22 protein-coding genes and 1 pseudogene are annotated in these 21,786 nt (G+C 68.2%); 14 read left to right on the top strand and 9 right to left on the bottom strand.

The window, feature by feature from the left end; all coding sequences use genetic code 11:
* The first annotated feature begins 13 nt into the window (after window positions 1-13).
* Complete coding sequence (locus DEJ49_RS13050) at window positions 14-961, top strand: GlxA family transcriptional regulator (RefSeq protein ID WP_150188195.1); 948 nt, start codon at window positions 14-16, stop codon at window positions 959-961.
* Window positions 962-1,024: 63 nt separating this feature from the next.
* Window positions 1,025-1,513, top strand: a complete 489-nt coding sequence (locus DEJ49_RS13045; RefSeq protein WP_190329338.1) for a hypothetical protein — start codon at window positions 1,025-1,027, stop codon at window positions 1,511-1,513.
* Window positions 1,514-1,540: 27 nt separating this feature from the next.
* Here the strand turns inward: DEJ49_RS13045 and DEJ49_RS13040 are convergent, their stop codons facing one another.
* From DEJ49_RS13040 to DEJ49_RS13025, 4 genes are all read right to left on the bottom strand, one after another.
* Window positions 1,541-1,843, bottom strand: a complete 303-nt coding sequence (locus tag DEJ49_RS13040) for a hypothetical protein (protein WP_150184297.1) — start codon at window positions 1,841-1,843, stop codon at window positions 1,541-1,543.
* Window positions 1,844-1,930: 87 nt separating this feature from the next.
* Window positions 1,931-2,446: a nucleoside deaminase gene (locus DEJ49_RS13035; protein ID WP_150184296.1), complete on the bottom strand. Its 516-nt coding sequence runs from the start codon at window positions 2,444-2,446 to the stop codon at window positions 1,931-1,933.
* A 428-nt stretch (window positions 2,447-2,874) separates the two neighbouring features.
* Window positions 2,875-3,090, bottom strand: coding sequence for a DUF397 domain-containing protein (locus tag DEJ49_RS13030; protein WP_150184295.1), 216 nt, complete (start codon window positions 3,088-3,090; stop codon window positions 2,875-2,877).
* The gene (locus tag DEJ49_RS13025) at window positions 3,087-3,935 is read right to left on the bottom strand and encodes a helix-turn-helix domain-containing protein (RefSeq protein ID WP_150184294.1); all 849 of its coding nucleotides are present in this window, start codon (window positions 3,933-3,935) and stop codon (window positions 3,087-3,089) included. Before DEJ49_RS13025 ends, DEJ49_RS13030 begins: the two co-directional genes overlap by 4 nt.
* A gap of 235 nt (window positions 3,936-4,170) precedes the next feature.
* Here DEJ49_RS13025 and DEJ49_RS13020 point away from each other — a divergent pair, with 235 nt between their 5' ends.
* Window positions 4,171-4,734, top strand: coding sequence for an ATP-binding protein (locus DEJ49_RS13020; protein ID WP_150188192.1), 564 nt, complete (start codon window positions 4,171-4,173; stop codon window positions 4,732-4,734).
* Between the two features lie 40 nt (window positions 4,735-4,774).
* Here the strand turns inward: DEJ49_RS13020 and DEJ49_RS13015 are convergent, their stop codons facing one another.
* The gene (locus tag DEJ49_RS13015; protein WP_150184293.1) at window positions 4,775-7,918 is read right to left on the bottom strand and encodes a DUF3427 domain-containing protein; all 3,144 of its coding nucleotides are present in this window, start codon (window positions 7,916-7,918) and stop codon (window positions 4,775-4,777) included.
* 122 nt (window positions 7,919-8,040) lie between these two features.
* Here DEJ49_RS13015 and DEJ49_RS13010 point away from each other — a divergent pair, with 122 nt between their 5' ends.
* Window positions 8,041-9,003, top strand: a complete 963-nt coding sequence (locus DEJ49_RS13010) for a hypothetical protein (RefSeq protein WP_150184292.1) — start codon at window positions 8,041-8,043, stop codon at window positions 9,001-9,003.
* Here the strand turns inward: DEJ49_RS13010 and DEJ49_RS13005 are convergent.
* Entirely contained in the window at window positions 9,000-10,028 is a 1,029-nt protein-coding gene (locus tag DEJ49_RS13005; RefSeq protein ID WP_150184291.1) for an SEC-C domain-containing protein, read from the bottom strand. The genes DEJ49_RS13010 and DEJ49_RS13005 overlap by 4 nt on opposite strands.
* A gap of 168 nt (window positions 10,029-10,196) precedes the next feature.
* Here DEJ49_RS13005 and DEJ49_RS13000 point away from each other — a divergent pair, with 168 nt between their 5' ends.
* The 3 genes from DEJ49_RS13000 to DEJ49_RS12990 are packed head-to-tail and all read left to right on the top strand — an operon-like array spanning window position 10,197 to window position 12,809.
* A complete protein-coding gene (locus tag DEJ49_RS13000) occupies window positions 10,197-11,018 on the top strand; it encodes a class E sortase (RefSeq protein ID WP_223832812.1) in 822 nt (273 codons plus the stop codon).
* Window positions 11,019-11,064: 46 nt separating this feature from the next.
* Complete coding sequence (locus tag DEJ49_RS12995; RefSeq protein WP_150184289.1) at window positions 11,065-11,277, top strand: DUF3311 domain-containing protein; 213 nt, start codon at window positions 11,065-11,067, stop codon at window positions 11,275-11,277.
* On the top strand, window positions 11,274-12,809 hold the full coding sequence (locus DEJ49_RS12990) for a sodium:solute symporter (protein ID WP_150184288.1): 1,536 nt from the start codon (window positions 11,274-11,276) through the stop codon (window positions 12,807-12,809). The genes DEJ49_RS12995 and DEJ49_RS12990 overlap by 4 nt, the downstream gene beginning before the upstream one ends.
* Here DEJ49_RS12990 and DEJ49_RS12985 read toward each other — a convergent pair.
* Entirely contained in the window at window positions 12,772-14,217 is a 1,446-nt protein-coding gene (locus DEJ49_RS12985) for an MFS transporter (protein ID WP_150184287.1), read from the bottom strand. The two genes, DEJ49_RS12990 and DEJ49_RS12985, sit on opposite strands and share 38 nt — an antisense overlap.
* A 107-nt stretch (window positions 14,218-14,324) precedes the next feature.
* On the opposite strand from DEJ49_RS12985, the gene DEJ49_RS12980 reads away from it, so the two are divergent.
* From DEJ49_RS12980 to DEJ49_RS36365, 7 genes are all read left to right on the top strand, one after another.
* Window positions 14,325-14,855, top strand: a complete 531-nt coding sequence (locus tag DEJ49_RS12980) for a winged helix-turn-helix transcriptional regulator (protein ID WP_150184286.1) — start codon at window positions 14,325-14,327, stop codon at window positions 14,853-14,855.
* Window positions 14,856-14,926: 71 nt separating this feature from the next.
* The gene (locus tag DEJ49_RS12975) at window positions 14,927-15,247 is read left to right on the top strand and encodes a DUF6412 domain-containing protein (protein WP_150184285.1); all 321 of its coding nucleotides are present in this window, start codon (window positions 14,927-14,929) and stop codon (window positions 15,245-15,247) included.
* A 120-nt stretch (window positions 15,248-15,367) separates the two neighbouring features.
* Entirely contained in the window at window positions 15,368-16,129 is a 762-nt protein-coding gene (locus DEJ49_RS12970; RefSeq protein ID WP_150184284.1) for a YidC/Oxa1 family membrane protein insertase, read from the top strand.
* 113 nt (window positions 16,130-16,242) lie between these two features.
* Window positions 16,243-17,100 carry a fumarylacetoacetate hydrolase family protein gene (locus DEJ49_RS12965; protein WP_150184283.1) on the top strand — a complete coding sequence of 286 codons (858 nt, stop codon included), beginning with the start codon at window positions 16,243-16,245 and terminating at the stop codon, window positions 17,098-17,100.
* 79 nt (window positions 17,101-17,179) lie between these two features.
* Window positions 17,180-17,767, top strand: a complete 588-nt coding sequence (locus DEJ49_RS12960; protein WP_150184282.1) for a hypothetical protein — start codon at window positions 17,180-17,182, stop codon at window positions 17,765-17,767.
* A gap of 113 nt (window positions 17,768-17,880) precedes the next feature.
* Window positions 17,881-18,708 (top strand): hypothetical protein, encoded by an 828-nt coding sequence (locus tag DEJ49_RS12955; RefSeq protein ID WP_150184281.1) that lies wholly within the window; start codon window positions 17,881-17,883, stop codon window positions 18,706-18,708.
* A 43-nt stretch (window positions 18,709-18,751) separates the two neighbouring features.
* Window positions 18,752-20,467 carry a hypothetical protein gene (locus DEJ49_RS36365; RefSeq protein ID WP_223832811.1) on the top strand — a complete coding sequence of 572 codons (1,716 nt, stop codon included), beginning with the start codon at window positions 18,752-18,754 and terminating at the stop codon, window positions 20,465-20,467.
* Between the two features lie 25 nt (window positions 20,468-20,492).
* Here DEJ49_RS36365 and DEJ49_RS36970 read toward each other — a convergent pair.
* A pseudogene (locus DEJ49_RS36970) lies at window positions 20,493-20,873 on the bottom strand (nucleotide triphosphate diphosphatase NUDT15); the annotation flags it as partial.
* A gap of 10 nt (window positions 20,874-20,883) precedes the next feature.
* On the bottom strand, window positions 20,884-21,756 hold the full coding sequence (locus tag DEJ49_RS12945) for a radical SAM protein (RefSeq protein WP_150184279.1): 873 nt from the start codon (window positions 21,754-21,756) through the stop codon (window positions 20,884-20,886).
* Between the last annotated feature and the right edge of the window lie 30 nt (window positions 21,757-21,786).

The following is a 21,786-nucleotide window of genomic DNA, read 5'->3' as shown; positions in this document are numbered from 1 at the left end:
CGGCGTGCTGCCGATGGAACTGGGCCTGGTGCACCAGCTGTTCGGCGCGGCGAGGAGCTCGACCTCCGCGGGGGAGCGGCTGTACGAGGTACGGACGTGCGCGCTGTCCGGCCCCGGCCTCGTCCGCACGGCCGCGGACTTCCCGGTCGGCGCGCAGCACGGCCCGGAGGCGCTGGAGTGGGCGGACACGGTGCTGATCCCGGCGTCGCACGAGGAGGACGAGTCGCTGACGCCGGGTGGCCTGGCGGCTCCGCTGGCGCGGGCGCTGGACGCGGCGGCGGCGCCGGAGTCCCGCACTCGCCTCGCCTCGATCTGTACGGGGGCGTTCGTGCTGGCGGCGGCGGGCCTGCTGGACGGCCGCAGAGCGACGACACACTGGCTCTCGACGGACTTGTTCGCCCGCACGTTCCCGTCCGTGACGGTGGACCCGGATGTCCTCTATGTGGACGAGGGCCGCATCCTCACGTCGGCGGGGGAGGCGGCGGGCGTGGACCTGTGCCTGCACATGATCCGCGAGGACCACGGCGCGGCGGTGGCGGCGGACGTGGCACGCCGCACGGTGGTGCCGCCGCACAGGGAGGGCGGCCAGGCGCAGTACATCCAACGCCCGGTCCCGGTCCGGGAGTCGGCGTCGACGACGAGCGCGGCGCGGGCGTGGGCGGAGGAGCGCTTGGCCACTCCGTTGACGCTGGCGGAGCTGGCGGCGTACGCCTCGATGAGCGTACGCACGTTCAACCGCCGCTTCCGCGAGGAGACGGGCCTGACGCCGATGCGGTGGCTGACGCAGCGGAGGGTCGACCGCGCGCGGGAACTCCTCGAATCCACGGACCACACGGTGGACCGCGTGGCGACGGAGGCTGGTTTCGGGACGGCGGCGTCGCTGAGGCAGCACTTTGTGGCGGGGGTGGGGGTGGCGCCGGGGGTGTACAGGTCGACGTTCAGGGGCGCCCGAGGCCGGTAGCGGACGGACGTATGAGTATGCGTACTCTGTCGCACCCTGCCGCCGACCGGCACGGTCGTACACATGACCGCGATACCGAGCCCCAGCCTGCGCCCTATCCGTCGCCTGAGCCCTATCCGTCGCCTGAGCCCGCTCCGGCAGACGGCCCCGCTGCCCAGGTACGCGACCCGCGTACTCGGCGCGGCACTGGCGGCCGGGGCGTACCTGGTGTGCCTCCCGTGGGACCTGCGCAACCGCCCGGAGACGCCGGGGTCACTCCACGAGACGACACCGGTGACGGCCACGGGCATCACGCTTCTGACCGTCCTGCTCGTCTCCCTGGCGGCCTACTTCGGCGTACGGGACCGCCCGGTGTGGACGCTGCTCGTGGTGGCGGCCCCGCCCACGACGCTGATGTACGTCTCGTTCGACTCGCACCCCACGCAGGACGCGCAGGTATGGCCGCTGGCGTGGGCGGCCTTCACGCTCCTGTTCGGGGCGGGGACGCTGGTGACGGCGATGGTGGCGAGGCGACTGCGGGGCCGCCCGGAGGCCGAAGAAGCCCCGCGCTAGCCCCCCGGCCTCTCCCTTCCCTCTTCCCTACCTCTGGCGGTCGGCGAGCACCCAGGAGGCGAGCCCGACGCCACCGGCGACCCCGAGTACCGCGGGCCAGGCGCCCACTTTCTTGGCGAGGGGATGGGACCCGCCGAAGCCGGCGAGGTAAGCGACGGTGAGCGCGGCGGCGGTCTTGGCGCCGGCGACTTCGTGCCACTGCCGAGCGGCAACGACGCCGGCGGCACCGAGCACGACCCCACCAAGGGGCCGCTTCTTGGTGGCCCGCGCGGTGGCGTACCCCCCGACCAGCCCACTCACAGCCACGACAGCCGCGGGAATCCTCGCCATGATTGATCCGCCTCTCCGGTAATAAGTCCATGTTGTCTTGCCTATGGGCGAGGCTAACGCGGGCCGCCGGGCCACCGACCGGCACCCTCAGAGCTTCGGCTCCACGGGCTCGGGCTGCGCGGCGGCCCACTCGGCGAGCACGCCGACGGCGGCGGACCGGACGCTCCCGTCGACGGGCACCTCGTCCAACAACCCGCGCTCCCCGTTGGGCAACGCGAGCTCCCGATAGAACTGCAGGTCGGGATGCCCGTTGCGGGCGGCGTCGTGCCGGTCGGCGGCGTAGACGAGCCGACTGATCCCCGCCCAGTAACAGGCGGTGAGACACATGGGACAGGGCTCACAACTGGAGTAAAGAGTGGCCCCTTCCAGGAGATACGTCCCAAGCCGCCGCCCCGCGTCCCGCAACGCCACGACCTCGGCATGAGCGGTCGGGTCACAGTCCTCGACGACGCAATTACTCCCGACCCCGACGACTTCCCCACCCACGACGACGACGGCCCCGAAGGGCTTCTTGGTGGTATCGGGACCGAGGGAGCGCCGGGACTGGGCGACGGCTTGCTCCAGGAACGCGCGGTCGTGTTCTTGCTCGGGGGCGTAGGGCAAGGGTTCTCCTTCTCGTGCGGCGTCTTACGGCATCGCGGCGTGCCGCCTCCTGAGTTGGCAGCGGTCACAGTGGTACCAGATGGGCGTAATGGGGCAGGAGTCACGTCTGCCCACGGCTTGCACCGGTCGGTAGTCGCTTGACGAGACCCGGCGTGCCCGGCGCAGCGGAACGCGCCCAATCATGAGCGGCAGTCGCCGACTCAACGCGACACCCCCGACCTGCGAGGGCGAGGCCCCCGCCCATCCGGCCGCTCGCTCGCTTCTTACGCGCGCTGGAACGCCTTGAGTCAAGGGTGGAGCGAAGCGGAATCGGCGCAGCCGACGCGCAGCGTAGCGGAGCGCCCTTTACTCAAGGCGTGGAGGCGCGACACTGGTCGAGAAGCGAGTGGCCTTACGGCACTTCATGGCCGGGGTTAGGGAGGGGAGCCTCACCTACCGCCGATGCCGGACGCCACGAAGCGGGACCAGGCATCGCGGCGCACGGCAAGGGCAGGGCCATCGGGCCCTCGCTTGGAGTCCCGGACGTAGACGGCCGCAGAAGTCTGGGCGCACTCGACGCATTCACCGCCCGCGTTATTGCTGTATGAGGACGTGAACCAGGCGAGGTCGGCTGGGAGGTGCGGGGTGGTGTCGCCGGTGCTCATCGCGTGTATTCCTTCAGGATCGACTGAATCAGCTGGGACGACTGCAAGGGGCTCAATGCGACCGCGCGCAGATCGTCGAAGGCACGGGTGTACTGGCGCACATGATGCTCCCCCTCCAGGTAAACCGCATCCGTGATGCCATCGCGGTAGACGATGTCTGGATCCTCCGGATCTGGGAAGCCCAGCATGGTGAAGGGGCCGGTCATTGGGTAGACGCCGGAGCCGAAGGGCAAGATCTGCACGGTGACCGAGGGCAGCCTCATGTCCTCCACTAGCTGGTCCAACTGCATGCGCATCAGCGGTCGTTCGCCGATGATGTTCCGAAGCGCTGCCTCATGGATGACGAACCAGGCGTCGGGTGCGTCTGCGCTTCTCAGGAGGCTCTGCCGCTCCAGGCGTACCCGGATCGCCCGTTCGACGTTTTCTTCCGAGATCCCGTGACTGCAGGTGTACAGCTCGCGGACGTATTCAGGGATCTGTAGAAGGCCCGGGATCATTTCAACCTGATACTGGCGGAAGGAGGAGGCTTCCTGTTCGAGGCCGATGTAGATGTTGAACCACTCGGGAATGCCCCCGGCGTGCTGCTGCCACCACCCCTTCGTTCGCGCCTGTTTGGCGAGGGATTTTAGAAACTCCCGCATCTCGTCGCTGGTTTCGTAGAACCGGCACAGAGCGTCGACATCGGATGTCTGAACGCGGCCGTGACCGGTCTCCATGCGGTTCACCTTGGAGCCGCTCCAGTCGAGGGCGGCCCCAACCTGCGCGCATGTGAACTCATTTGCCTCGCGCAGCTTCTTCAGCTCGATGGAGAGACGACGACGCCGCGCTGTAGGGGACCCTGCCATTCCGGCACCTCCTCGTTAGCTCGCCACAGTCTTCATGGCGAGAGGCGCGCTTGCCAATCACTCCATCGCGTGATTCTCGCCGTGCACATTGCATCTCGGGATGTGTGCAAGCCACTCTGTGAGGCACGCAGAGGCGCTACTGGGCGCGCAACCGGCCTGGTGACCAGGGCAGTTGCGACGCCGTGAGCGCGCGATCCTCGATGGAGAGGAGACGTACGTGATTCAGGAAGATTGCATGCAGCGCAAGCCGTGGGAGCTCGCCTTCCTCGCAGCGCCGGAGGAGGTGGCGGCGTTGCGTCGGCTGCTCCGTCTGCATCTGGGAGTTTGGGGGCTCCACGAGCTCGTGGATGCAGCTCAGCTGTGCGTGACCGAATTGGTGACCAACGTCGTCACCCACGTAGGCGTCGGTACACCGACCCGCCTGGCAGTAGCCATGAGGGATACCTACCTGCGCATCGAGGTCCAGGACCCGGACGCTAAGGCGCTGCCAACTCTTCTCTCGGGCACGCAGTGGATGCCGCAGCTCGGCGAGGCGGAGTCAGGGCGCGGGTTGGCCTTGGTGGATGCGGTGGCTGACCGATGGGGCGTCCAACCGCGGGCAGACGGAAAAGTGACCTGGTGTGAACTGAGGGCGAACCTGAGCTCGCCGTACGGAGCTGCTGTCGCCATTGCAGGCCGGATGCCGGCGATCGAGATGATCGCCGACATCCTCCATTGGCTGTACGCCCACGGGCATGACCCGGACGATGCCCTCAACTGCGCGCAGACCCGCTTTGAGACCGAGATCAAGGTCGCCTGACCGGTGGTGAGAGCAGAGGCGGCACTGGCTTCAGTCAGCCTTACGAGGGCGCAACCTTGGAGTAGGTGAAGACATCGGCTGGGAGCTCGTACTGGAGCTCCCACTCGATAGCCATCGGCCTACTTCCCTTGTGCGTGCGGTACTTAGCAGGGCCCAAGAACATCCAAGGCTGAGGCTTGCCGATGTCGGTGTCCTTGTAGCGGCGCATGAACAGAAGGACGTGGCTGCCACGCTCTACATGTTGCTGATAGCGAAGCCCCGTGGGTGAGTGCTCAGACGTGGTGCTCTGCGACTCCCAGTGGAAGATCTTCGGGCTGAGCGCGTAGTCCTTGTAGCGGACCGTTGGGGAGAAGTCCTTCTCGTTCTTCTCCAACGTGATGAGCAGCGTGTCCGACTCGTACTCAGGGGCCCAGACCACTCCCTGAGCAAAGGCGCCGGGCATCTGACCACCGAACTTCGCGATACCGAGGGCTGCAAGAACCTCGGACCGATTGTAGGCACTATGGATCTTCAACGGCAGATCTGCGTGGGGGCCCTCTGGGCTGATCGGAAAGTGGTCGGCCGTGCCGATGACGTACTCAATGACCTGGCTGAGCTCACTGCGGAAAGCGCTCTGGCTGCGCAAGGAATTGAGCCCGTCGCTGTAGCTGGAGAAGCCACCGGCCTTGTCCCACAGGTTGAAGAACAACATCCGTGCGTAGCCCTGTTCGCGCGGGCTCAACTCGGCGTAGTCAGGTGCATCGTCAGCGAGCAACTGAAGGTACGTCTGTGCACGCTCCGGGTCGTCTACGTGCAAGAAGGCGTGGACACGCTTGAGTAGCTCTTCCTCGCCGGGCTGCATGGCTTCGTCGAGGAGGCCAGCACGGCGGAGGACTGTCGACCACGAGTTGCTGTTCTTATACAGCTCCTTGATCTCGCGGCGACTCTCCTTCAGGTACTTCTTCAACTCTGGTGCTGCATAGTCCCTGGCTTCTCTCGCGAGGACCTGAATGTTCGCCTTGATTTGCGTGCGAATATTCTCGATCACAAGGTCCTTTGACTTCCCCTCCAAAATGATCTGACATCCGGAAGGTAGTTGGGGGAAGTCGTGTTCCGCATGCTCCAAAAGGCGATTCCGGGAGAGATTAGTGAGGGCACGGAACTGCTCCTCGAACCGGAACTCCTTGCGGTGCTGGCCAATGAAGTCGAGAACAGTGAGAACTGGCTTCGTTTCGGTGCGGCGGAGTCCGCGCCCCAGTTGTTGGAGGAACACCGTCGCGCTATTGGTGGGGCGCAACAGGAGCAGCGTATCGACATCAGGAATGTCCAACCCCTCGTTGAACAAATCCACTGAGAAGATAATTTGGATATCGCCCCTGCGTAGCTGGTCAAGCGCAGTCTTGCGTTCCTCGGTCCGCGACTCGCTATCGAGGGCAACAGCCTGGAACCCCGCTTCGCGGAAGACCCGTGCCATGAAATGTGCGTGCTTTCTGTTGACGCAGAAGCCGAGAGCGCGCATCGAGGATGGGTCAGATACCTTGTCTTGCACCTGCTTGATAACGATGCGGGCCCGGGCGTTATCGGCGGTGTAGAGGTTCCCGAGTTCATTCACGTCATAGGTGCCTGACGACCAGTTGAGCTGGGTTAGGTCGGTGCCATCGGGGACTCCGAAGTAGTGGAAGGGGCACAGGAGATCATTCTCTAGTGCCTCCCAAAGGCGCATCTCAGCGGCAATGTGCCCATCGAAGTAGAGATCTTGCACATTGCGACCGTCAGCCCTCTCGGGCGTCGCGGTAAGGCCGAGTAGCTGGCCTGGCTTGAAGTGTTTGATGATTCGTTCGTATGTGTCTGCTGCTGCATGGTGGAACTCGTCAATGACGATTACGTCGAATTGCTCAGGATCGAGCTGCTCCAAACGGTCGGCCTTCAGTGACTGAACGCTAGCGAAGACATGATTCCAGTCGCTGGGCTGCTCGCCGCTGAAGAGCAGTTCGCCGAAGGAAGCATCATCCAGTACCTCGCGATATGTGCGCAGTGACTGTCGCAGGATCTCCTGGCGGTGTGCGAGGAACAGGAGGCGAGGGAGCTTGCCGCCCGACTTCTTCCGTAGATTTCGGTAGTCGATGGCGGCCATGACGGTCTTGCCAGTGCCAGTGGCAGCGACCAGAAGGTTCTCGTGTCTTCCTCTCAACTCCCGCTCGATCTCCAGGCGTTCCAGCATGTCCTGCTGGTGAGGGTATGGGCGCACTTCAAGGCCAGACAGGTTGATCTGTATGTCCTCGCCGCGTCCGGTTCCACCAGCCTGGCGAAGGGCGATGTCGAGTCGCGCGCCGTCGCGGTCGGGGACGTAGGTTTCGAAGGCGATGTCGTTCCAGTACGCATCGAAGGTCGCCTCGAACTTATTCAGGACGGCCGGCGTGGCGATCGCTGATAGGCGCACATTCCACTCCAGCCCGTCTAGTAGGGCGGCCTTGGAGAGGTTTGAGCTGCCTACGTACGCCGTGTCGAAGCCAGTGTTGCGTCGGAAGAGCCAGGCCTTGGCGTGTAGACGTGTCGAGCGGATCTCATAGTTGACCTTCACTTCGGCCCCGAAGTCCCGGACGAGACGGTCGAGCGCAGCGCGGTCGGTGGCACCGATGTACGTCGTGGTGATCACGCGGATCGGAACGCCACGCTCGGCTGCGGCCCGCAGAGAGTCTTCAAGGACGCGGATGCCGTACCACTTCACGAAGGCGCAGAGCAGGTCAATGCGATCAGCGGTTGCCAGCTCAGCCCGAAGCTCTGCTCCGAGACTGGGGTCTTCAGGCGAGTTGGTGATGAGCGCCGTCTCGGAGAGCGGAGTCAGTGGGCGAATGCTGTAGACACCTGCGGCTTCCTGCTCGGCGAGCGCAAGGAGCTGGCGGGGGCCATCAGTGATGAGTCCCATCGCTGAGGTGGTGTCGACATCTGGTGCGACCGTCTCCAAGGTCTCCATGAGCCGGTTGGCCGCGGCAACACGCTTGTCGTGCGGGAGTTGGCTGAGTCGGTGCTCGATGGCTGTACTGAGATGGCGAGCAAGCACATGGGGCGAGGACTCCTCGCTGACCTCGGCGTCGATGGCCTTCCAACCTGCGGCTTCTAGACGATCGAGGTCGCTCCGGAGGCCTAGAGTCACGACCTTCTCGTACACCCCTGCTGGTTGCTCGCTACGGTGCGGCTCCGCCACGACGACTCCTCTGGTCTCAGACGGCAAACGGTGCCCTCAGCACAAGTCATAACAGGAGCGACCGAGTTGCCTGAGGGCGGTGTGCACCCGCCTGTGTCAGTGGTGACTTGTACCGTCCGAACATGACCGAATGGACGATCAATCCTGGCGATGTTGTGAGTCGTGCTGACCTCAAGGCGAGGTACGGCGGGGGTATTCAGGGAGGAATCATCTCCTCCCGGGGCAACGAGCACGTCCGCCTGTTCTCCGACGACAGCAAGGCGGCAGAGAACGGCTACCGGGATGGCTGGCTGGCGGAAGAAGACGAGTGGGGAGCGATCTTCGAGTACACGGGTCAAGGGCGACTGGGGAACCAGACGCTGGCCGGGAACAACGGCACCGTGGCCAATCACGTTGGCAGAGGTAAGAGGTTGCATCTCTTTGTTGCCGCCGGAAGGAGGGCGGGTAGCGGCGCTGTGTGGCAGCGGTACGTAGGGGAGTTCGCCCTCGATGAGGTCGAGCCCTTCACCTTTCGCAGGGCGAAGGACGCGAAGGGCGAAATGAGGGAAGTAGTTGTCTTCAGGCTGCGCCCGATCGGAGAGCACGAGCGGCGGGAAGAGGACCGCATAGGCCCTGCACCAGAGACGGACGTGCGCCGCTTCGTCGCCTCACAGACGGAGAGCTCCCTCGCGGCGACGGAGAGGCATGAGAGTGCGGAGGGTGGGCGCGCAGCCTCCCCGGCCGGAGTGGCTGTGCGTCGAGAATCTGCCCTGCGTACGGCGTACGAGTCCTTCCTCATCGCTCAGGACCACAGCGTTTTCCGGCACCGAATACGCATTGAGGGGTACTCCGCGACCTTCTGGACAGATCTCTACGACAGTACTGAAAACGTCCTGTACGAGGCAAAGGGTTCGTCGACGCGCAAGGCAATAAGAGAAGCAATTGGTCAGTTGCTCGACTATCGCCGACACATAGAGGAGAGCGACGCGAAGCTGGCTGTCCTGCTCCCTGAGGCCCCTAGTAGCGACCTCAGGGATCTCCTCGCCTCAGTGCGGATCTCGCTGGCCTATCGGGAAGATGGTCAGTTCATTCGTGAGATGTTCTAGTCCCCGTGGCACGATGAGTAGGTCTGTCCCGACCCACACCAACACCCGGCCCCCTCCTCCGGCGGCCAAGCCGCCGCCCGCCCCCGCGCTGCCAGCGTCGTCGCGTACTGGGGGAGGAGTGACGGGTCCTCCGGGGAGGACGCCTCCGACGCCGCGAACGCCTCGTAGGACGGGACCGTGCCCGTGACGATGCCCAAGTTTGGCGTGCCGGAGGCCGCGAGTTCCCTCAGTGAGGACTCTATGGTCGACAGGTGTGCCTCGTGGGACGGGTACTCCGAGGCCAGGGACGGGTACGCCGTCAGGAGTTCCGTCAGCTCCGGGGCGGGCCAGTGGAGGACCGCCACCGGGAAGGGGCGGGACAGGGCCTGCCTGTACGAGCCCAACTCCGCCTGGATGCGGGCGATTTCGGCCCGCAGTTCCGCGGGGTTCTCCGAGCCCAGCGACCACACCCGCTTCGGGTCGTGCAGTTCGTCCAGCGGGACCGGGGACGAGGAGACCTGGTCTGCCAGCGCGTCCCAGTCGTCGTGGTCCGCGCCCAGGAGGCGCCGTACCCGGTGGCGGCCGAAGAGGATCGGGTGCGTCGAGTAGGGGGGCTCCGCCGCGGCGGGGATCAGAAGCGTCGCCGCCTCCGTGAAGGTCGCGTGCGCCTGTTCCAGCTCGTCGTGGGATTCGAGGGACTCCGCCACGATCACCCACGGCGCGGGGTCCCGCGGCGCGGCCGCGCGGATTCCGTCGATGATCGCCCTCGCCTCCGCCTCGTGCCCGTACTCCCACAGGTTCGACGCCTTCAGGGCGCGGATCAGGAGCGGGGAGGAGGGCGGGTGTGGGGCCGAGGGGGCGAGGAGGCTGTCGTAGAGACTCGTCGCGCGGTCTCGGGCGCCGGCCAGTTCGAGGTGGGCCGCGGCCTGGAGGAGGAGCTGTTCGGCGTCCTCCGGGTACAGGTCGGCCGTGCGTTCCAGGCGCGCGGCTTCGGCGATGTGGTCGACGTCGACGTCAGCGGCAGCAGCAGGCTTCTCGGGGCGCATACGGGACACGGTACTGCCGAGTGGGGCCTGTGCAGGAGGGTCGGTACGGTTCCCGCCCTGGTCGGCCGTGGCGGCCTTGGATTCCTGGGCATGGATTGTTGTGGGTGCGGCGCCTATCCTCCCGGCGGCCGGGGCGGGATTCCGGCCTCGTCGGGGCGAGGAGGCGTCGTGCGCGTACGGGTACCTGTCGTTCAGCAGGGGCGAGCGCCGGGCCGCCGGTCCCTCGCCGCGTGCCTGGTGTGGAACGTCGCCGAGGTCGCCGTCACCCTCGGGGTCGTCCTGCTTCTTCTCGTCGCTCACCAGCTGTGGTGGACCAACCGGCAGGCCCGCGCCGCCGCCGAGCGCAAGGTCGAGGCCCTTGAGGAGGAGTGGGGGCGGTCGGACGGGGAGGGTTCCGGGGGTGACCGGGCCCGGGTAGGGGGCCCGTCGGAGGGTCTTCCGGGGGAGGGGGATTCCTCCGGCGGGCGGGGGCCCGCGCGTGATGCGGGCGTCGCCGCCGGGGGTGCGCCGCATGCCGCCCGCCCCACCCCACCCCGCTGGGACCAGGCCTACGCCGTCCTCCGCATCCCGCGTATCGGCGTACGCGTTCCCGTCGCCGAAGGGGTCAGCAAAGGGGGCGTGCTCGACAAGGGGTACGTCGGGCATTACCCGCGTACCGCCCAGCCCGGCCAGGGCGGCAACTTCGCGCTCGCCGGGCACCGCAACACCCACGGCGAGCCCTTCCGGCACATCAACCGGCTGCGGAACGGGGACGAGGTGCGCGTGGAGACCAGGGAGGCCGTGTACACGTACGTCGTCGACAAGGCGTTGGCGCGGACCTCCGCCCATGACGGGGGCGTCATACGTGACGTGCCGCGCAGCGACGTGCGGAAGGCGTACGGGTACAGCCGGGCCGGGTACTACATCACGCTCACCACCTGTACCCCCGAGTACACCTCCAAGTACCGGCTCGTTGTCTGGGGGAAGCTCCGGGCCATGCGGCCCAGGTAGTGCGGGCCTGGCCGGGAAGGCCGGAGGCAGAGACTAGGGTCGGGCCGTGATCGCTCGACGTCCCCATCTCCTCTGGCTGCTCGGCCCCTTCGTGCTGTACCTCGGCGTGCTGCCGTTCGCCGACCGCGTACGGCCCGTCGTCCTCGGGCTGCCCTTTCTCTTCTTCTGGTTGCTGTGCGCGACCGTGCTCACACCGCTCTGCGTGTGGATGGCTTACAGAGGGGACCGCCGGAAGAAGCGGCAGGAGCGTGCGTCATGAGTGACGGAGCCATCGCCACCACCGTCTTCGCCGTCTTCATGGCCGGCACCGTCGCCCTCGGTCTCGCCGCCGTCCGCGGGCGCGGCAAGCAGGGCGGGATCGCCGAGTGGTCCGTGGGCGGGCGCAGCCTCGGGGCCGTCTTCATCTGGGTGCTGATGGCGGGGGAGGGATACACCAGCTTCAGCTATCTGGGGGCCGCCGGGTGGGGGTACAACTACGGGGCTCCCGTGTTGTACGTCGTCGCCTACATGTCCTGCGGGTACGCCGTCGGATACGTCGTCGGGCCCATGCTCTGGGCCTACGCCCGCCGGCACGGGCTCGTCAGCATCTCCGACATGGTCGCCCACCGGTACGGGCGGCCGTGGCTCGGTGCCGGTGTCGCGCTGCTCGTCACCGTGTTCCTGCTGCCGTACATCCAGTTGCAGATCACCGGCATGGGCGTCGTCGTGTCGACGATCTCGTACGGCGCCATCAGTCTCAACTGGGCCTACTTCATCGGGTTCGCGGTCACCACCGGGTTCGTCGTCGTGAGTGGGCTGCGGGGCAGCGCGTGGGTGTCCGTCCTCAAGGATGTGCTCGTCGTGGGCACGCTCGCCTTCCTCGCCGTCTATGTGCCTCAGCACTACTTCGACGGGTACGGGCCCTTCCTCGACCGGATCGTCGAGGAGAAGAGTGCCTGGCTGACGTTGCCGGGGAGCGGTGGGAGCCCTTACGGGGAGGCCTGGTTCGCGACGACCTCGCTGCTCAACGCGCTCACTGTCGTTATTTTCCCGACCACTGTGGCCGGGTACCTGGGCGCGCGCAGCGCGGACGGGCTGCGGCGCAACGCCATCTGGCTGCCCGCCTACAACGTGCTGCTCTTCGTGCCCATGCTGCTCGGCATGGCCGCGCTCTTCGTCGTGCCGGGGCTCGTCGGCGCCGAGTCCAACCTCGCGCTCTTCAAGCTCGTCGTCGACTCGCTGCCCGCGTGGGCCGTCGGCGTCATCGGGGTCGCCGCCGCGCTCTCCTCCATCGTGCCCATGGCCGTGTTCATGCTGGTCATCGGGACGATGTGGGGCAGCAGCGTGCTGTCGCTGCTGCCCCGGTGGCGCAGCCCGCAGCGGCAGAAGCTCGCCTCGCAGGCAGTGGTCGTCGTCGCGGGAGCCCTCGCGCTCGCCATGACGTACGGGGCGCCCAACACGCTCGTACGGCTCTCGCTCATCTCGTACGAAGGGATGGCGCAGCTCGTACCCATGCTGCTTCTGGGGCTTGTGTGGCGGAAGTTGAGCCTGGTGGGTGCGTTGAGCGGGCTCGTGGTGGGTGTCGGGATCGTGTGCTCGCTCGTCTTCAGCGACAACGATCCCGTCTTCGGGGTCAACGCGGGAATCGTCGCGCTCGCCGTGAATCTCGTGGTCGCGCTCGTGGTGTCGTACGCCGGGCCCGCCGACCGGGAGGACGGGCGGCCGGACGAGGACGTCCTCGCGAGTGATCCGGCGGGGGACTCGGAGGACGAGGTCAGTCCCGGTGCCGCTCCCGCAGCAGGAGCACGGTGACCGCCGCGAGCACGGCGAGGCCGGCCGAGACCGTCGTCGCGAGGTTCGCGCCGTGCGCGAGGTCGTCCGTCGAGGTCGACACCGCGATCATCAGGGCGACGCCCGCGGCCGAACCAACGTAGCGCGCCGTGTTGTTGGCGCCCGAGCCCATCGCGGCACGTTCGGCCGGCACGGACTCGACCGAGAGCAGCGGGAGCGCCGCGTTCAGGAGGCCGCTGCCCGCGCCGGAGACCAGGAGGCCGGGCAGCAGCCGGGTCCAGGAGCCCGAGGACGCCGCGCCCAGCATCGTCACGGTGGCGACGGCGTGCAGGGCGAAGCCGACGGCCAGTTGGTGGCGGGCCGAGACCCGGCCCGCGAGCCGCCTGGCCTGCAGCGCCGCCACGAAGGACGTGCCCGACCAGATCACGAGCAGCCAGGCCGTGCTCATGACGGAGAGGCCCAGTGTGTGCTGGAGCAGCGTCGGCAGGTAGCTGAACAGGCCGATCACGGAGAACCCCGTGAACAGGGCGCCCGTCGTCGAGGCCAGGAACAGCGGGCGGCGCAGCAGCGTCAGGTCGAGCATCGGGGCCCGGACGCGGTGTTCCACCGCCACGAATGCGGTGAGCAGCACGGCGGCCGCGACCAGGAGCGCCGCCACGGGCGCGCGCAGCCAGCCGTCCCGCCCGAGGGTGAGCGCGGCCACCAGCGCCGTCAGGGCCAGGCCGAGGGTGGCCGCGCCCGCCAGGTCGGGGCGGCCGCGGTGTGCGGCGCGGGACTCGGTCAGCGCGCGCGGGGCGAGGGCGGCGACCGCGAGGGCGGCGGCGCCCAGGGCGGCGTACGCCCAGCGCCAGCCGTTCGGGCCCGCTCCCGTCAGGGCCCCCGCGACCGGCGGGCCCGCCGCGATGCCGCCGCTCACGAACGCGCCCCAGATGCCGGTGGCCCTGATCCGCCCGGCGCCCGCGGGGAACGCGTGCACGAGCAGGCCGAGGCTGCTCGCGAGGATGGCCGCGCTCGCCGCGCCCTGGGCCAGGCGGGCCAGCGTGAACAGCCAGGTCGAGCCGGCGAGTGCGGAGAGCACGGCGGTGATGCCGAGTGCGACCGTGCCGGAGAGGAAGATGCGCCGCCGGCCGTAGTCGTCGGCGAGGCTCCCCGCGACGAGGAGCACCGCGGCGAGACCGAGCGGTGTGCCGTTGAGCAGCCAGGCCTGGGCGGAGAGCGGGGTGTGCAGGGCGGCGGCCGTGTCGGGGAGCGTGATCATCGGCGCCGTGTACGTCATGAGGGTCACGGCCGTGGCGGCGCTGGTGACGGCGAGGGTGGCGCGGGCGTGCGGGGTGCCGGCGTGCGGGGTACCGGGCGGGGAAGTGGGGGCGCCCGGTGCCGGAGCGGTCGGTACCGAGGCGGTGGAGGCGCGGGCGAGGCGGGAGGACATGGCGGAGCCCTTCGAGGTTCAGTCATTGAACTCGGCGAGTGCGACGACCGTAGCATTCGGAGTTCAATGACTGAACCTCGTACGAGGAAACTGGTTAGAGTGGGGTCATGGCTCTCGGCAAGGACTACGCCGCGCAGGAGTGCTCGATGGCCCGCGCCCTGGAGGTGGTCGGCGAGCGCTGGACGCTGCTCATCGTCCGCGACGCCCTCTACGGAGTGCGGCGGTACAACGACTTCCTCGTCCACCTCGGCATTCCGCGCGCCGTCCTCGCCGCCCGCCTGCAGGCGCTCGTCGCCGCGGGCGTCCTCGACAAACGGACGTGCCCCGAGGCGCCGAGGCGGCACGAGTACGTGGTGACGGAGCGCGGCGAGGCCCTGTGGCCGGTGCTCCGCGCGCTCGGGGTGTGGGGGCGCGACCACATCACCGGCACGAAGCCGCCGCGCTACTTCCGCCATGCGGCGTGCGGCACCGAGCTGGGCGCCGGGGGCGACTGCCCGGCCTGCGGCGGCCTCGTCCCCGTCAGGGACGTCGAGATGGTGCCAGGGCCAGGACTCGATCCGGACCCGAAGGATCCGGTCAGCCGCGCGCTGGCCCGGCCCCGCAGGCTCCTTCAGCCGGTCGAAGTGGATCCTGTATAACGGCAGTACGACAGTAGTCAGAAGGCGGCACGACAGTAGTCGGAAGCACCGCGAGCGAGAGGGGGGCAGACATGCGCGACGTGATCCGTAGCGGGAAGGCGGCCGCACGCCCGGCCCTGCTTCTCCTGCTCCTCCTCGTCGAAGTCGTCCTCGTCGACACCGGAAGCCTCGCCTCCGCCGTCGCGCTCGCCGCGACCGCCGCCGCGGGCTCCGCGCTCGCCGCTTGCTCCGTGATCGCCGCGCGCTGCGCACCCGCCGTGCCCCGCACCAGAGTGCGCACGGCCATCCGCGACCGCGAGATGCGCACCGCCTTCCTGCCTCAACGCGACCCCGACGCCAGGGGCCGCAGGCGCCCCCGAGCACCCGGCCGTCCCGTCCTGACGGCCGCGTAGGGGCACACTCCCAGCTCTTCGATCGCCCCCTCGCGGGCCGTCATGCCGACGCGACGCCGGCCCTCGCTGACCGTCGCCCTCTCTTCTCCCGGCACGACGAGACCCCCGGAGGGCTCCTCCATGTCCGCTTTCATGTCCCTGTTCGCCGAGTTGGTCGCGCACATCGCCGACCTGCTCGACCCGCTCTTCCATGCCTCGGCGACCGCCGCCGCGATCGTGCTGTTCACCGCCTGCGTACGGCTCCTCGTCCACCCGCTCTCGCGCGCCGCGGCCCGCGGCCAGAAGGCGCGCGCCAAGCTCAACCCGCAGATCGCGGAGTTGCGCAAGAAGCACGCCAAGAACCCCGAGAAGCTGCAGAAGGCCGTCCTCGAACTGCACCGCAAGGAGCAGGTGTCGCCGCTCTCCGGGTGCCTGCCCAGCCTCTTCCAGCTGCCGGCGTTCTTCCTGCTCTACCACCTGTTCTCCAGCTCCAGCATCGGCGGCGAGGCCAACACGCTCCTCGACCACACGCTCTTCGCGGCCCCGCTCGGCGGCCGGTGGACGGACGCGCTGGCCGACGGTGGAGTGTTCGGGGCGCAGGGGCTGGTCTACGTAGGACTGTTCCTGCTGGTCGCGGCCGTCGCCACGTTCAACTACCGGCGCACGAAGTCGCAGATGGCGGCCAACCCGCTGCCCCAGGGCGGTGACCAGCAGGTGCCCGGTATGGGCGCGATCACGAAGGTGATGCCGCTGATGTCGTTCATGACTCTGTTCACGGTCGCTGTCGTGCCGCTGGCCGCCGCGCTGTACGTGGTGACCAGTACGACGTGGAGCGCGGTCGAACGAGCCGTGCTGTACCGGGACATGCCGGGCACGGCGGGAGCCCTGGCTACCGCTGGGTAACGGTCCAGTACGTGAACGGGGTATTGCGGAGCGGACGGCGACCTTGGACGATCGACCAAACCTCCGATGGCCGCATCCCATCGGCCGGGCTACCGAAGGAATGGAGTCTGACCATGAAGCTGCTGCGAGTCGGTACGTCAGGCGCGGAGCGCCCCGCGCTCCTCGACGCCCAGGGAACCCTCAGGGACCTGTCGGGGGTGGTCGCCGACATCGACGGCAGCGTGCTCGCCGACGCGGCCGCGCTGGACCGGATCAGGGCCGCCGCCGACGCCGGTGACCTGCCCGTACTCGACGCGGACGGGCTGCGCGTAGGCCCGCCGGTGGGGCGGATAGGCAAGGTCGTCTGCATCGGCCTGAACTACCACGACCACGCCCGCGAGACCGGCGCCGAGCCGCCCGCCGAGCCCGTCGTCTTCTTCAAGGCGGCGGACACGGTCGTCGGCCCCGACGACACCGTCCTGGTGCCGCGCCGCTCCGTGAAGACGGACTGGGAGGTCGAGCTCGCCGTGGTCATCGGACGTACGGCGCGCTACCTGGAGTCGGACGAGGAGGCGCTCGCGCACGTCGCGGGGTACGCGGTGGCGCACGACGTGTCCGAGCGGGAGTTCCAGATCGAGCGGGGCGGCACCTGGGACAAGGGCAAGAACTGCGAGACGTTCAACCCGCTGGGCCCCTGGCTCGTCACGGCGGACGAGATCGCCGACCCGCAGGCCCTGTCCCTCAAGCTCTGGGTCAACGGCGAGCTGAAGCAGAACGGCACGACCGCCGACCAGATCTTCCCGGTCGCCGAAGTGGTGCGCTACGTGAGCCAGTTCATGACGCTGTACCCCGGTGACGTGATCAACACGGGGACGCCGGCGGGCGTGGCGATGGGGCAGCCGGAGCCGAAGCCGTATCTGCGGGCCGGTGATGTGGTGGAGCTGGAGATCGAGGGGCTTGGGCGGCAGCGGCAGGAGTTGAAGGACGCGTAGCCCTCCCTGAACGAACGAGCGCCCGGTGTTCCCCGTTCAGCCGGGGGCGCCGGGCGCGCCGTCGCGTCATGATGACGCCATGGGACTGACACCGGCCGAAGCGGCGCTCACCGGCACGGCGTTCGGCGCCCTGGCCACGTTCTCCAGCGCGTGGCTCATCCAGCGGGCCACGACCAGACGCGAGCACGAGAACCGCGTGTGGGACCGGCGTATGGCCGTCTACGACGAAGTCATGATCGCCGTCAGGCGGATGGCGGACCTCAGGGAGACGGTCCGCAGGACCGGCGCCTTCCCCGAACGCCCGCCCGGCGCGCCGGTCCCCGCCGACGACATGTCCCCGCTCCTCGCCCGCCTGGAGATCTACGGCAGCGACGCGCTCCTCACCGCCTGCAAGCGCGCCTTCGCGGCCCGGCGGCGGTGGAAACTGGCCTGGGGGTCGTGGTGCACCCAGCAGGACAACAACCCGCGGATCAGCGACAACGACGCGTACTGGGTCGAGTTCAAAAAGGCCGTGAAAAAATCAAGAAAAGCGGATCACCGTCTCCTCGATCTGCTGCGTTCCGAGATTCACCCCGAAAGGATCTCGATGAGGCGGAAGTGGCTGACGTGGTTGAAGCGTTCGAGGTTTTCTCGAATCCGCAGAGCGCGGCCGGTCGTCCCGGACTGAATATTCCCTGAGATGTGCCACAGGCCCATTCCGCGGCAACCAATTCTGGTTACCATGGCGTCTTCCGGGCGAAATCGGGGGTTCGCTCAGGGTCCGGGACGGGGGGCTGGCCCGTGGTGTACGACGAACACTTCATCGAGATCTTCCGGAGCGGCTGCCGACAGGGTGCCGAATGCCGCCGAGGGGCCGACTGCGGGCAGGACGAAGGTCTCGGACAGGGCGACAGCTGCCGACGCGGCTCGGGAGTCCGCCTCACCCGGGAGTTCGCCCTCACCGCCGCGCACTGCCTCAAGGACCGCGAGCTCAAGGGCCTCGACCTGGTCATGCTCCGCCTCTCCGACGGGAAGCAGGCCATGGGGAAGGTGCACGACCACGACCGGCGCTCGGACCTCGCGCTCCTGAACCTCACCTTCGCCGAGGGCGAGGACGTCCGGCTCCCCAGGGTCTGCTTCGACGACGCGCGCCAGGACGAGGAGTGGAAGGCGACGCACCAGCCGCCCGACACGGACGACGTGCTGACCGGCAGCGTGGCCGACGTGTCGTACGCGTACGGAGACCCGGGGAAGGGCGTCACCGTCTGCGCCTTGCGACTCAACTGCCGCGTGAGCATGGACGACTACGCGAAGTTCGCGGGCAGCCCGGTGGAGCGCGGCGACCCGTACCGCCCGACGGCGGTCCTGGGCCTCATCGTCAAGCGGCACGCGGGCACGGCGGGGGACACGGTCTTCGCCGCCACGATCCGCGAGGCGGTCAGGCAGTTCGACCGCTTCCGGTTCCGGATCGAGGATCTGGCGCGGGACCAGTGGCCGCTCTCCGTCCGGCCGTACGCGGTGGAGGCGACCGAGACGGAACAGAAACTGCGGATCAACGCCGCCGTGGCCGAGGCCCTGAAGAAGGCGGGGCACGACTCCGTGGTGGCAGTGCACTGGATACGCCGCTGACCCAGCACACCGGCAGTGGGCCGGCGACCTCCCGGGAGGGATCATGACGACGACGCAGTACCTGGACGACGCCATAGCCGTCGCCGAAGAGATGCTTCTCGAGGAGATGCACGCGACGCCCCCGGGGCCACGCCCCCGGGACAGGAGCCGCCTCGCGGCCTACGTGAAGCACGTCCGCAGGCCCGACCCCACCGACAAGTACCAGCAGTTACGCGCGGGACAGCTCATCCACCTCGCCAAACTCCTCAGCGCCCTCGGCATGAAGACCCTGTCCCTTTCCGTGGCCGACATGACACTGCGGCACATGGAGGTCGTGGAGGCGGACCGCGAGGTGTACGCGGCGTCCGTCTGGAACGAGTTGGGGGCCCTGCTCGCCGAGCACGGCGATCTCGAACGGTCGCGGCTCGTCCTGTGCCGCGCGCTGAGCAGGGCCGAACGCGGCAGCCACGTCCCCGAGCGGGGCCGGATCCTCGCCAACCTGGGGGCCGTCAGCCTGCGCAGGGGCGACCTCGGAGACGCCGGGTTCTGGGCCGGCAAGGCTCTGGAGGAGATGGACACGCGGCCGGGCGACGACCCCGACGCACGTCTCACGGCGGAATGGGTGCAACTCGAGCTCGCCCGAGGCGCGGACCACCGCGATCTGGACCGCATCGGCGACACCCTGCGGAGGTTCGACCGGTCCGCGGAGTACTCCATCGCGCTCAAGGGCGGCGACCATCCGGCGGCCATCGCCGCGCGGCGCGCCCTTGCCACGGCGAAGTTCGAGGCGGCCGCGGCCGCTCACGACGTGGAGCTCAGCGAGCGGCAGCTGGGCGAGCTGGAGATCGTACGGCTGAACGCGTCGGCGTTCCTCGGGGCGACCCACCGCGAGACGATCGTGGCCCAGGCGGCGCTTGCGGTCGCGGAGTTCGAGGCGGCGGGCGGCGGTTCGGGGAGCCTGTCGCGCAGGCAGCGGGCGGTGTCGCTGCTCGAATCGGCCGAGGAGATGGCCGTGGAGTCCCTCGGCAGGGAGCATGCGCAGACCCTCGCGATACGTGAGGCGCTTGCGCATCTGCGGGCCGCGACGGTGCAGGCGGACGACCTCCCGTACCGCATCGACCGGACCTACACGCCGCAGGAGAACGACCTCCGCAACACCGCCAAGAAGAAAGCGATCGACGCGGAGCGGAACGTGATCCGCCTGACGGCGCACGCGGGCGCCTCTTATTTCCTGGCCGACCTGGACATTTTCTACTGGCAGATCCACCGCGCCCTGGAGCGCGGCACTTACTTCCACGTGATTCTGAGCAGCCCTTGGAACAATCTCGCGATCTTCATGCAGCACGGCGCGGACTCGGAACCGGTGAGCCACCAGAACATCGTGGACCGGGTGCGGGCGAGTACGTATTACCAGGAAACGTTCCTGCCGGTGATCGAGTCGTACAAGGATCTGCGCAGCCGATTCCCCGACCACATCGAACTGAAGCTGACCCCCACCGACATCTCGGGTTCCACGCTGCTCACCTCGGAAGCCGGTTTCTTCGAGCCGTACATCACCATGAATCCGCTTCAGCGCACCCGCAGGGGCCTGAGCGTGTTCGAGCACCAGTTCCTCAAGGACAGCAAGTATTACGAGGACAGTCTGGCGGCGTTCCGCACACAGTGGGAACTGACCAGCACCTGGGAGCAGTTCGGCATGCACGAGGAGAAGCACATGGAACGGCTGCGCGCGCTGATGACGACGCAGTCCGACGACCGGTGGTGCAAGAGCACGGAGTGAGGACGGAGAGGACGCTCCGCGAGCCGACGAAGAGGGGCTCAGGCAGCCGGTCCAGGGGCCAGAACTGCCAGCGCAGGCAGCGGTCCGGTTCGCGCACGCTGACGGCGCCCGCGTAGTCGAGGACCTCGACGCCGACCTGCATGTGGTGGTTGGCCGCGGGGTCGGGGTCGGTGACACAGGCGACGCGCAGGTCCAGGGCGTGGATACCGGTCTCCTCGGCCAGCTCCCTGCGGGCGGCCTCCTGCAGCGTCTCGCCCAGTTCGAGGTGGCCGCCGGGTAGGCCCCAGGAGCCCGCGCCGAAGCAGTTGGTCCGCAGACCGAGCAGGATGTCACCGGCAGCGCTTGCCCGGCCCTCACCGTCGCGCCGGACGATGGCCTGCACCCCTACACGTACATGCGCCGTCATCGGGAACTCCTCACTGGTCCGGATAGGTGCCGGCGAAGTTCTCGACGTTCCTGGCGGGAGTGAGCAGTTGGGCGGGCCGGAGCGTGTCGTCCGCCAGCTTTTCGAAGAGGTTCCCGATTCTGCGTTCCTCACCCTCGTCGACGACGACGATCCCGCAGTCCGGGTCGATGAAGAAGTAGCTGCCGGTACGGGTGGAGTTCCTGTACACCCGCAGCGGCACGCCGCGCCGCCGTGCGGCTTCCTCGCACTCGCCCACGACGTCCTCGAACTCGTCGTCACCCAGGGCGAGCCAGTCCCGGTTGTCCGCGCCGTAGTTGGTCTCGGACATCTGGTAGACCTTCCAGACGTCCGGCAGGGACGCGTCCTCGATCAGGTCCAGGACCCGCGGGGCGCCCGAGACGTTGAGGCGGGTCACCACGGTGCCCAGCTTCACCCGGACGTGCTCGTGGTTCTTGCGCACCTCACCGAGCAGGCGCAGCACCCGGTCGCGGTGCGGCGCGGGGCTGCCGGTGCGCAGCACCCCGTGCTCCTTCCGGTCCGCGGACTCCAGGGGCAGGGCGATCCAGGAGAGGTGCGGCAGGACGCGGTTCATGGCCTTCTGGGGTGCGAGGCCGTTGGTGCTGAGGACGACGCGGGGGGCGGGCCGCCCGTCGTCGAAGGGCTTGCGCAGCGCCCCCACGAGGTCGGGGAGGTAGGCGAGCAGAGTCGGTTCACCACCGGAGATGACGACACCCTGCACCCCGCCGTCCCGCAGGACGTCGACCACGTTCCGAGCTGTGTCCCATGACATGGAAGGGACCTCGTGACGCGGTCCGAAACAGAAGGGGCAGCTGAGATTGCAGCGGCCGATGGGGCGTAGGTCCACGAATGCGGGCAGCTGCATGGGAGGGAGACTAAGGGGCCGCACGCGGCC

The organism is Streptomyces venezuelae (genome assembly GCF_008642335.1).
Taxonomy (GTDB): domain Bacteria; phylum Actinomycetota; class Actinomycetes; order Streptomycetales; family Streptomycetaceae; genus Streptomyces; species Streptomyces venezuelae_F.
This window is presented reverse-complemented; position numbering and strand designations above follow the sequence as displayed.

Bases quoted from the DNA above. Each gene is read 5' to 3' on its own strand.
- DEJ49_RS13050 (WP_150188195.1), top strand. From the start codon at position 14: ATGGAACTGGGCCTGGTGCACCAGCTGTTCGGCGCGGCGAGGAGCTCG.
- DEJ49_RS13045 (WP_190329338.1), top strand. From the start codon at position 1,025: ATGACCGCGATACCGAGCCCCAGCCTGCGCCCTATCCGTCGCCTGAGC.
- DEJ49_RS13040 (WP_150184297.1), bottom strand. From the start codon at position 1,843: ATGGCGAGGATTCCCGCGGCTGTCGTGGCTGTGAGTGGGCTGGTCGGG.
- DEJ49_RS13030 (WP_150184295.1), bottom strand. From the start codon at position 3,090: ATGAGCACCGGCGACACCACCCCGCACCTCCCAGCCGACCTCGCCTGG.
- DEJ49_RS13025 (WP_150184294.1), bottom strand. From the start codon at position 3,935: ATGGCAGGGTCCCCTACAGCGCGGCGTCGTCGTCTCTCCATCGAGCTG.
- DEJ49_RS13020 (WP_150188192.1), top strand. From the start codon at position 4,171: ATGCAGCGCAAGCCGTGGGAGCTCGCCTTCCTCGCAGCGCCGGAGGAG.
- DEJ49_RS13010 (WP_150184292.1), top strand. From the start codon at position 8,041: ATGACCGAATGGACGATCAATCCTGGCGATGTTGTGAGTCGTGCTGAC.
- DEJ49_RS13005 (WP_150184291.1), bottom strand. From the start codon at position 10,028: ATGCGCCCCGAGAAGCCTGCTGCTGCCGCTGACGTCGACGTCGACCAC.
- DEJ49_RS12990 (WP_150184288.1), top strand. From the start codon at position 11,274: ATGAGTGACGGAGCCATCGCCACCACCGTCTTCGCCGTCTTCATGGCC.
- DEJ49_RS12985 (WP_150184287.1), bottom strand. From the start codon at position 14,217: ATGTCCTCCCGCCTCGCCCGCGCCTCCACCGCCTCGGTACCGACCGCT.
- DEJ49_RS12980 (WP_150184286.1), top strand. From the start codon at position 14,325: ATGGCTCTCGGCAAGGACTACGCCGCGCAGGAGTGCTCGATGGCCCGC.
- DEJ49_RS12975 (WP_150184285.1), top strand. From the start codon at position 14,927: ATGCGCGACGTGATCCGTAGCGGGAAGGCGGCCGCACGCCCGGCCCTG.
- DEJ49_RS12970 (WP_150184284.1), top strand. From the start codon at position 15,368: ATGTCCGCTTTCATGTCCCTGTTCGCCGAGTTGGTCGCGCACATCGCC.
- DEJ49_RS12965 (WP_150184283.1), top strand. From the start codon at position 16,243: ATGAAGCTGCTGCGAGTCGGTACGTCAGGCGCGGAGCGCCCCGCGCTC.
- DEJ49_RS12960 (WP_150184282.1), top strand. From the start codon at position 17,180: ATGGGACTGACACCGGCCGAAGCGGCGCTCACCGGCACGGCGTTCGGC.
- DEJ49_RS36365 (WP_223832811.1), top strand. From the start codon at position 18,752: ATGACGACGACGCAGTACCTGGACGACGCCATAGCCGTCGCCGAAGAG.
- DEJ49_RS12945 (WP_150184279.1), bottom strand. From the start codon at position 21,756: ATGCAGCTGCCCGCATTCGTGGACCTACGCCCCATCGGCCGCTGCAAT.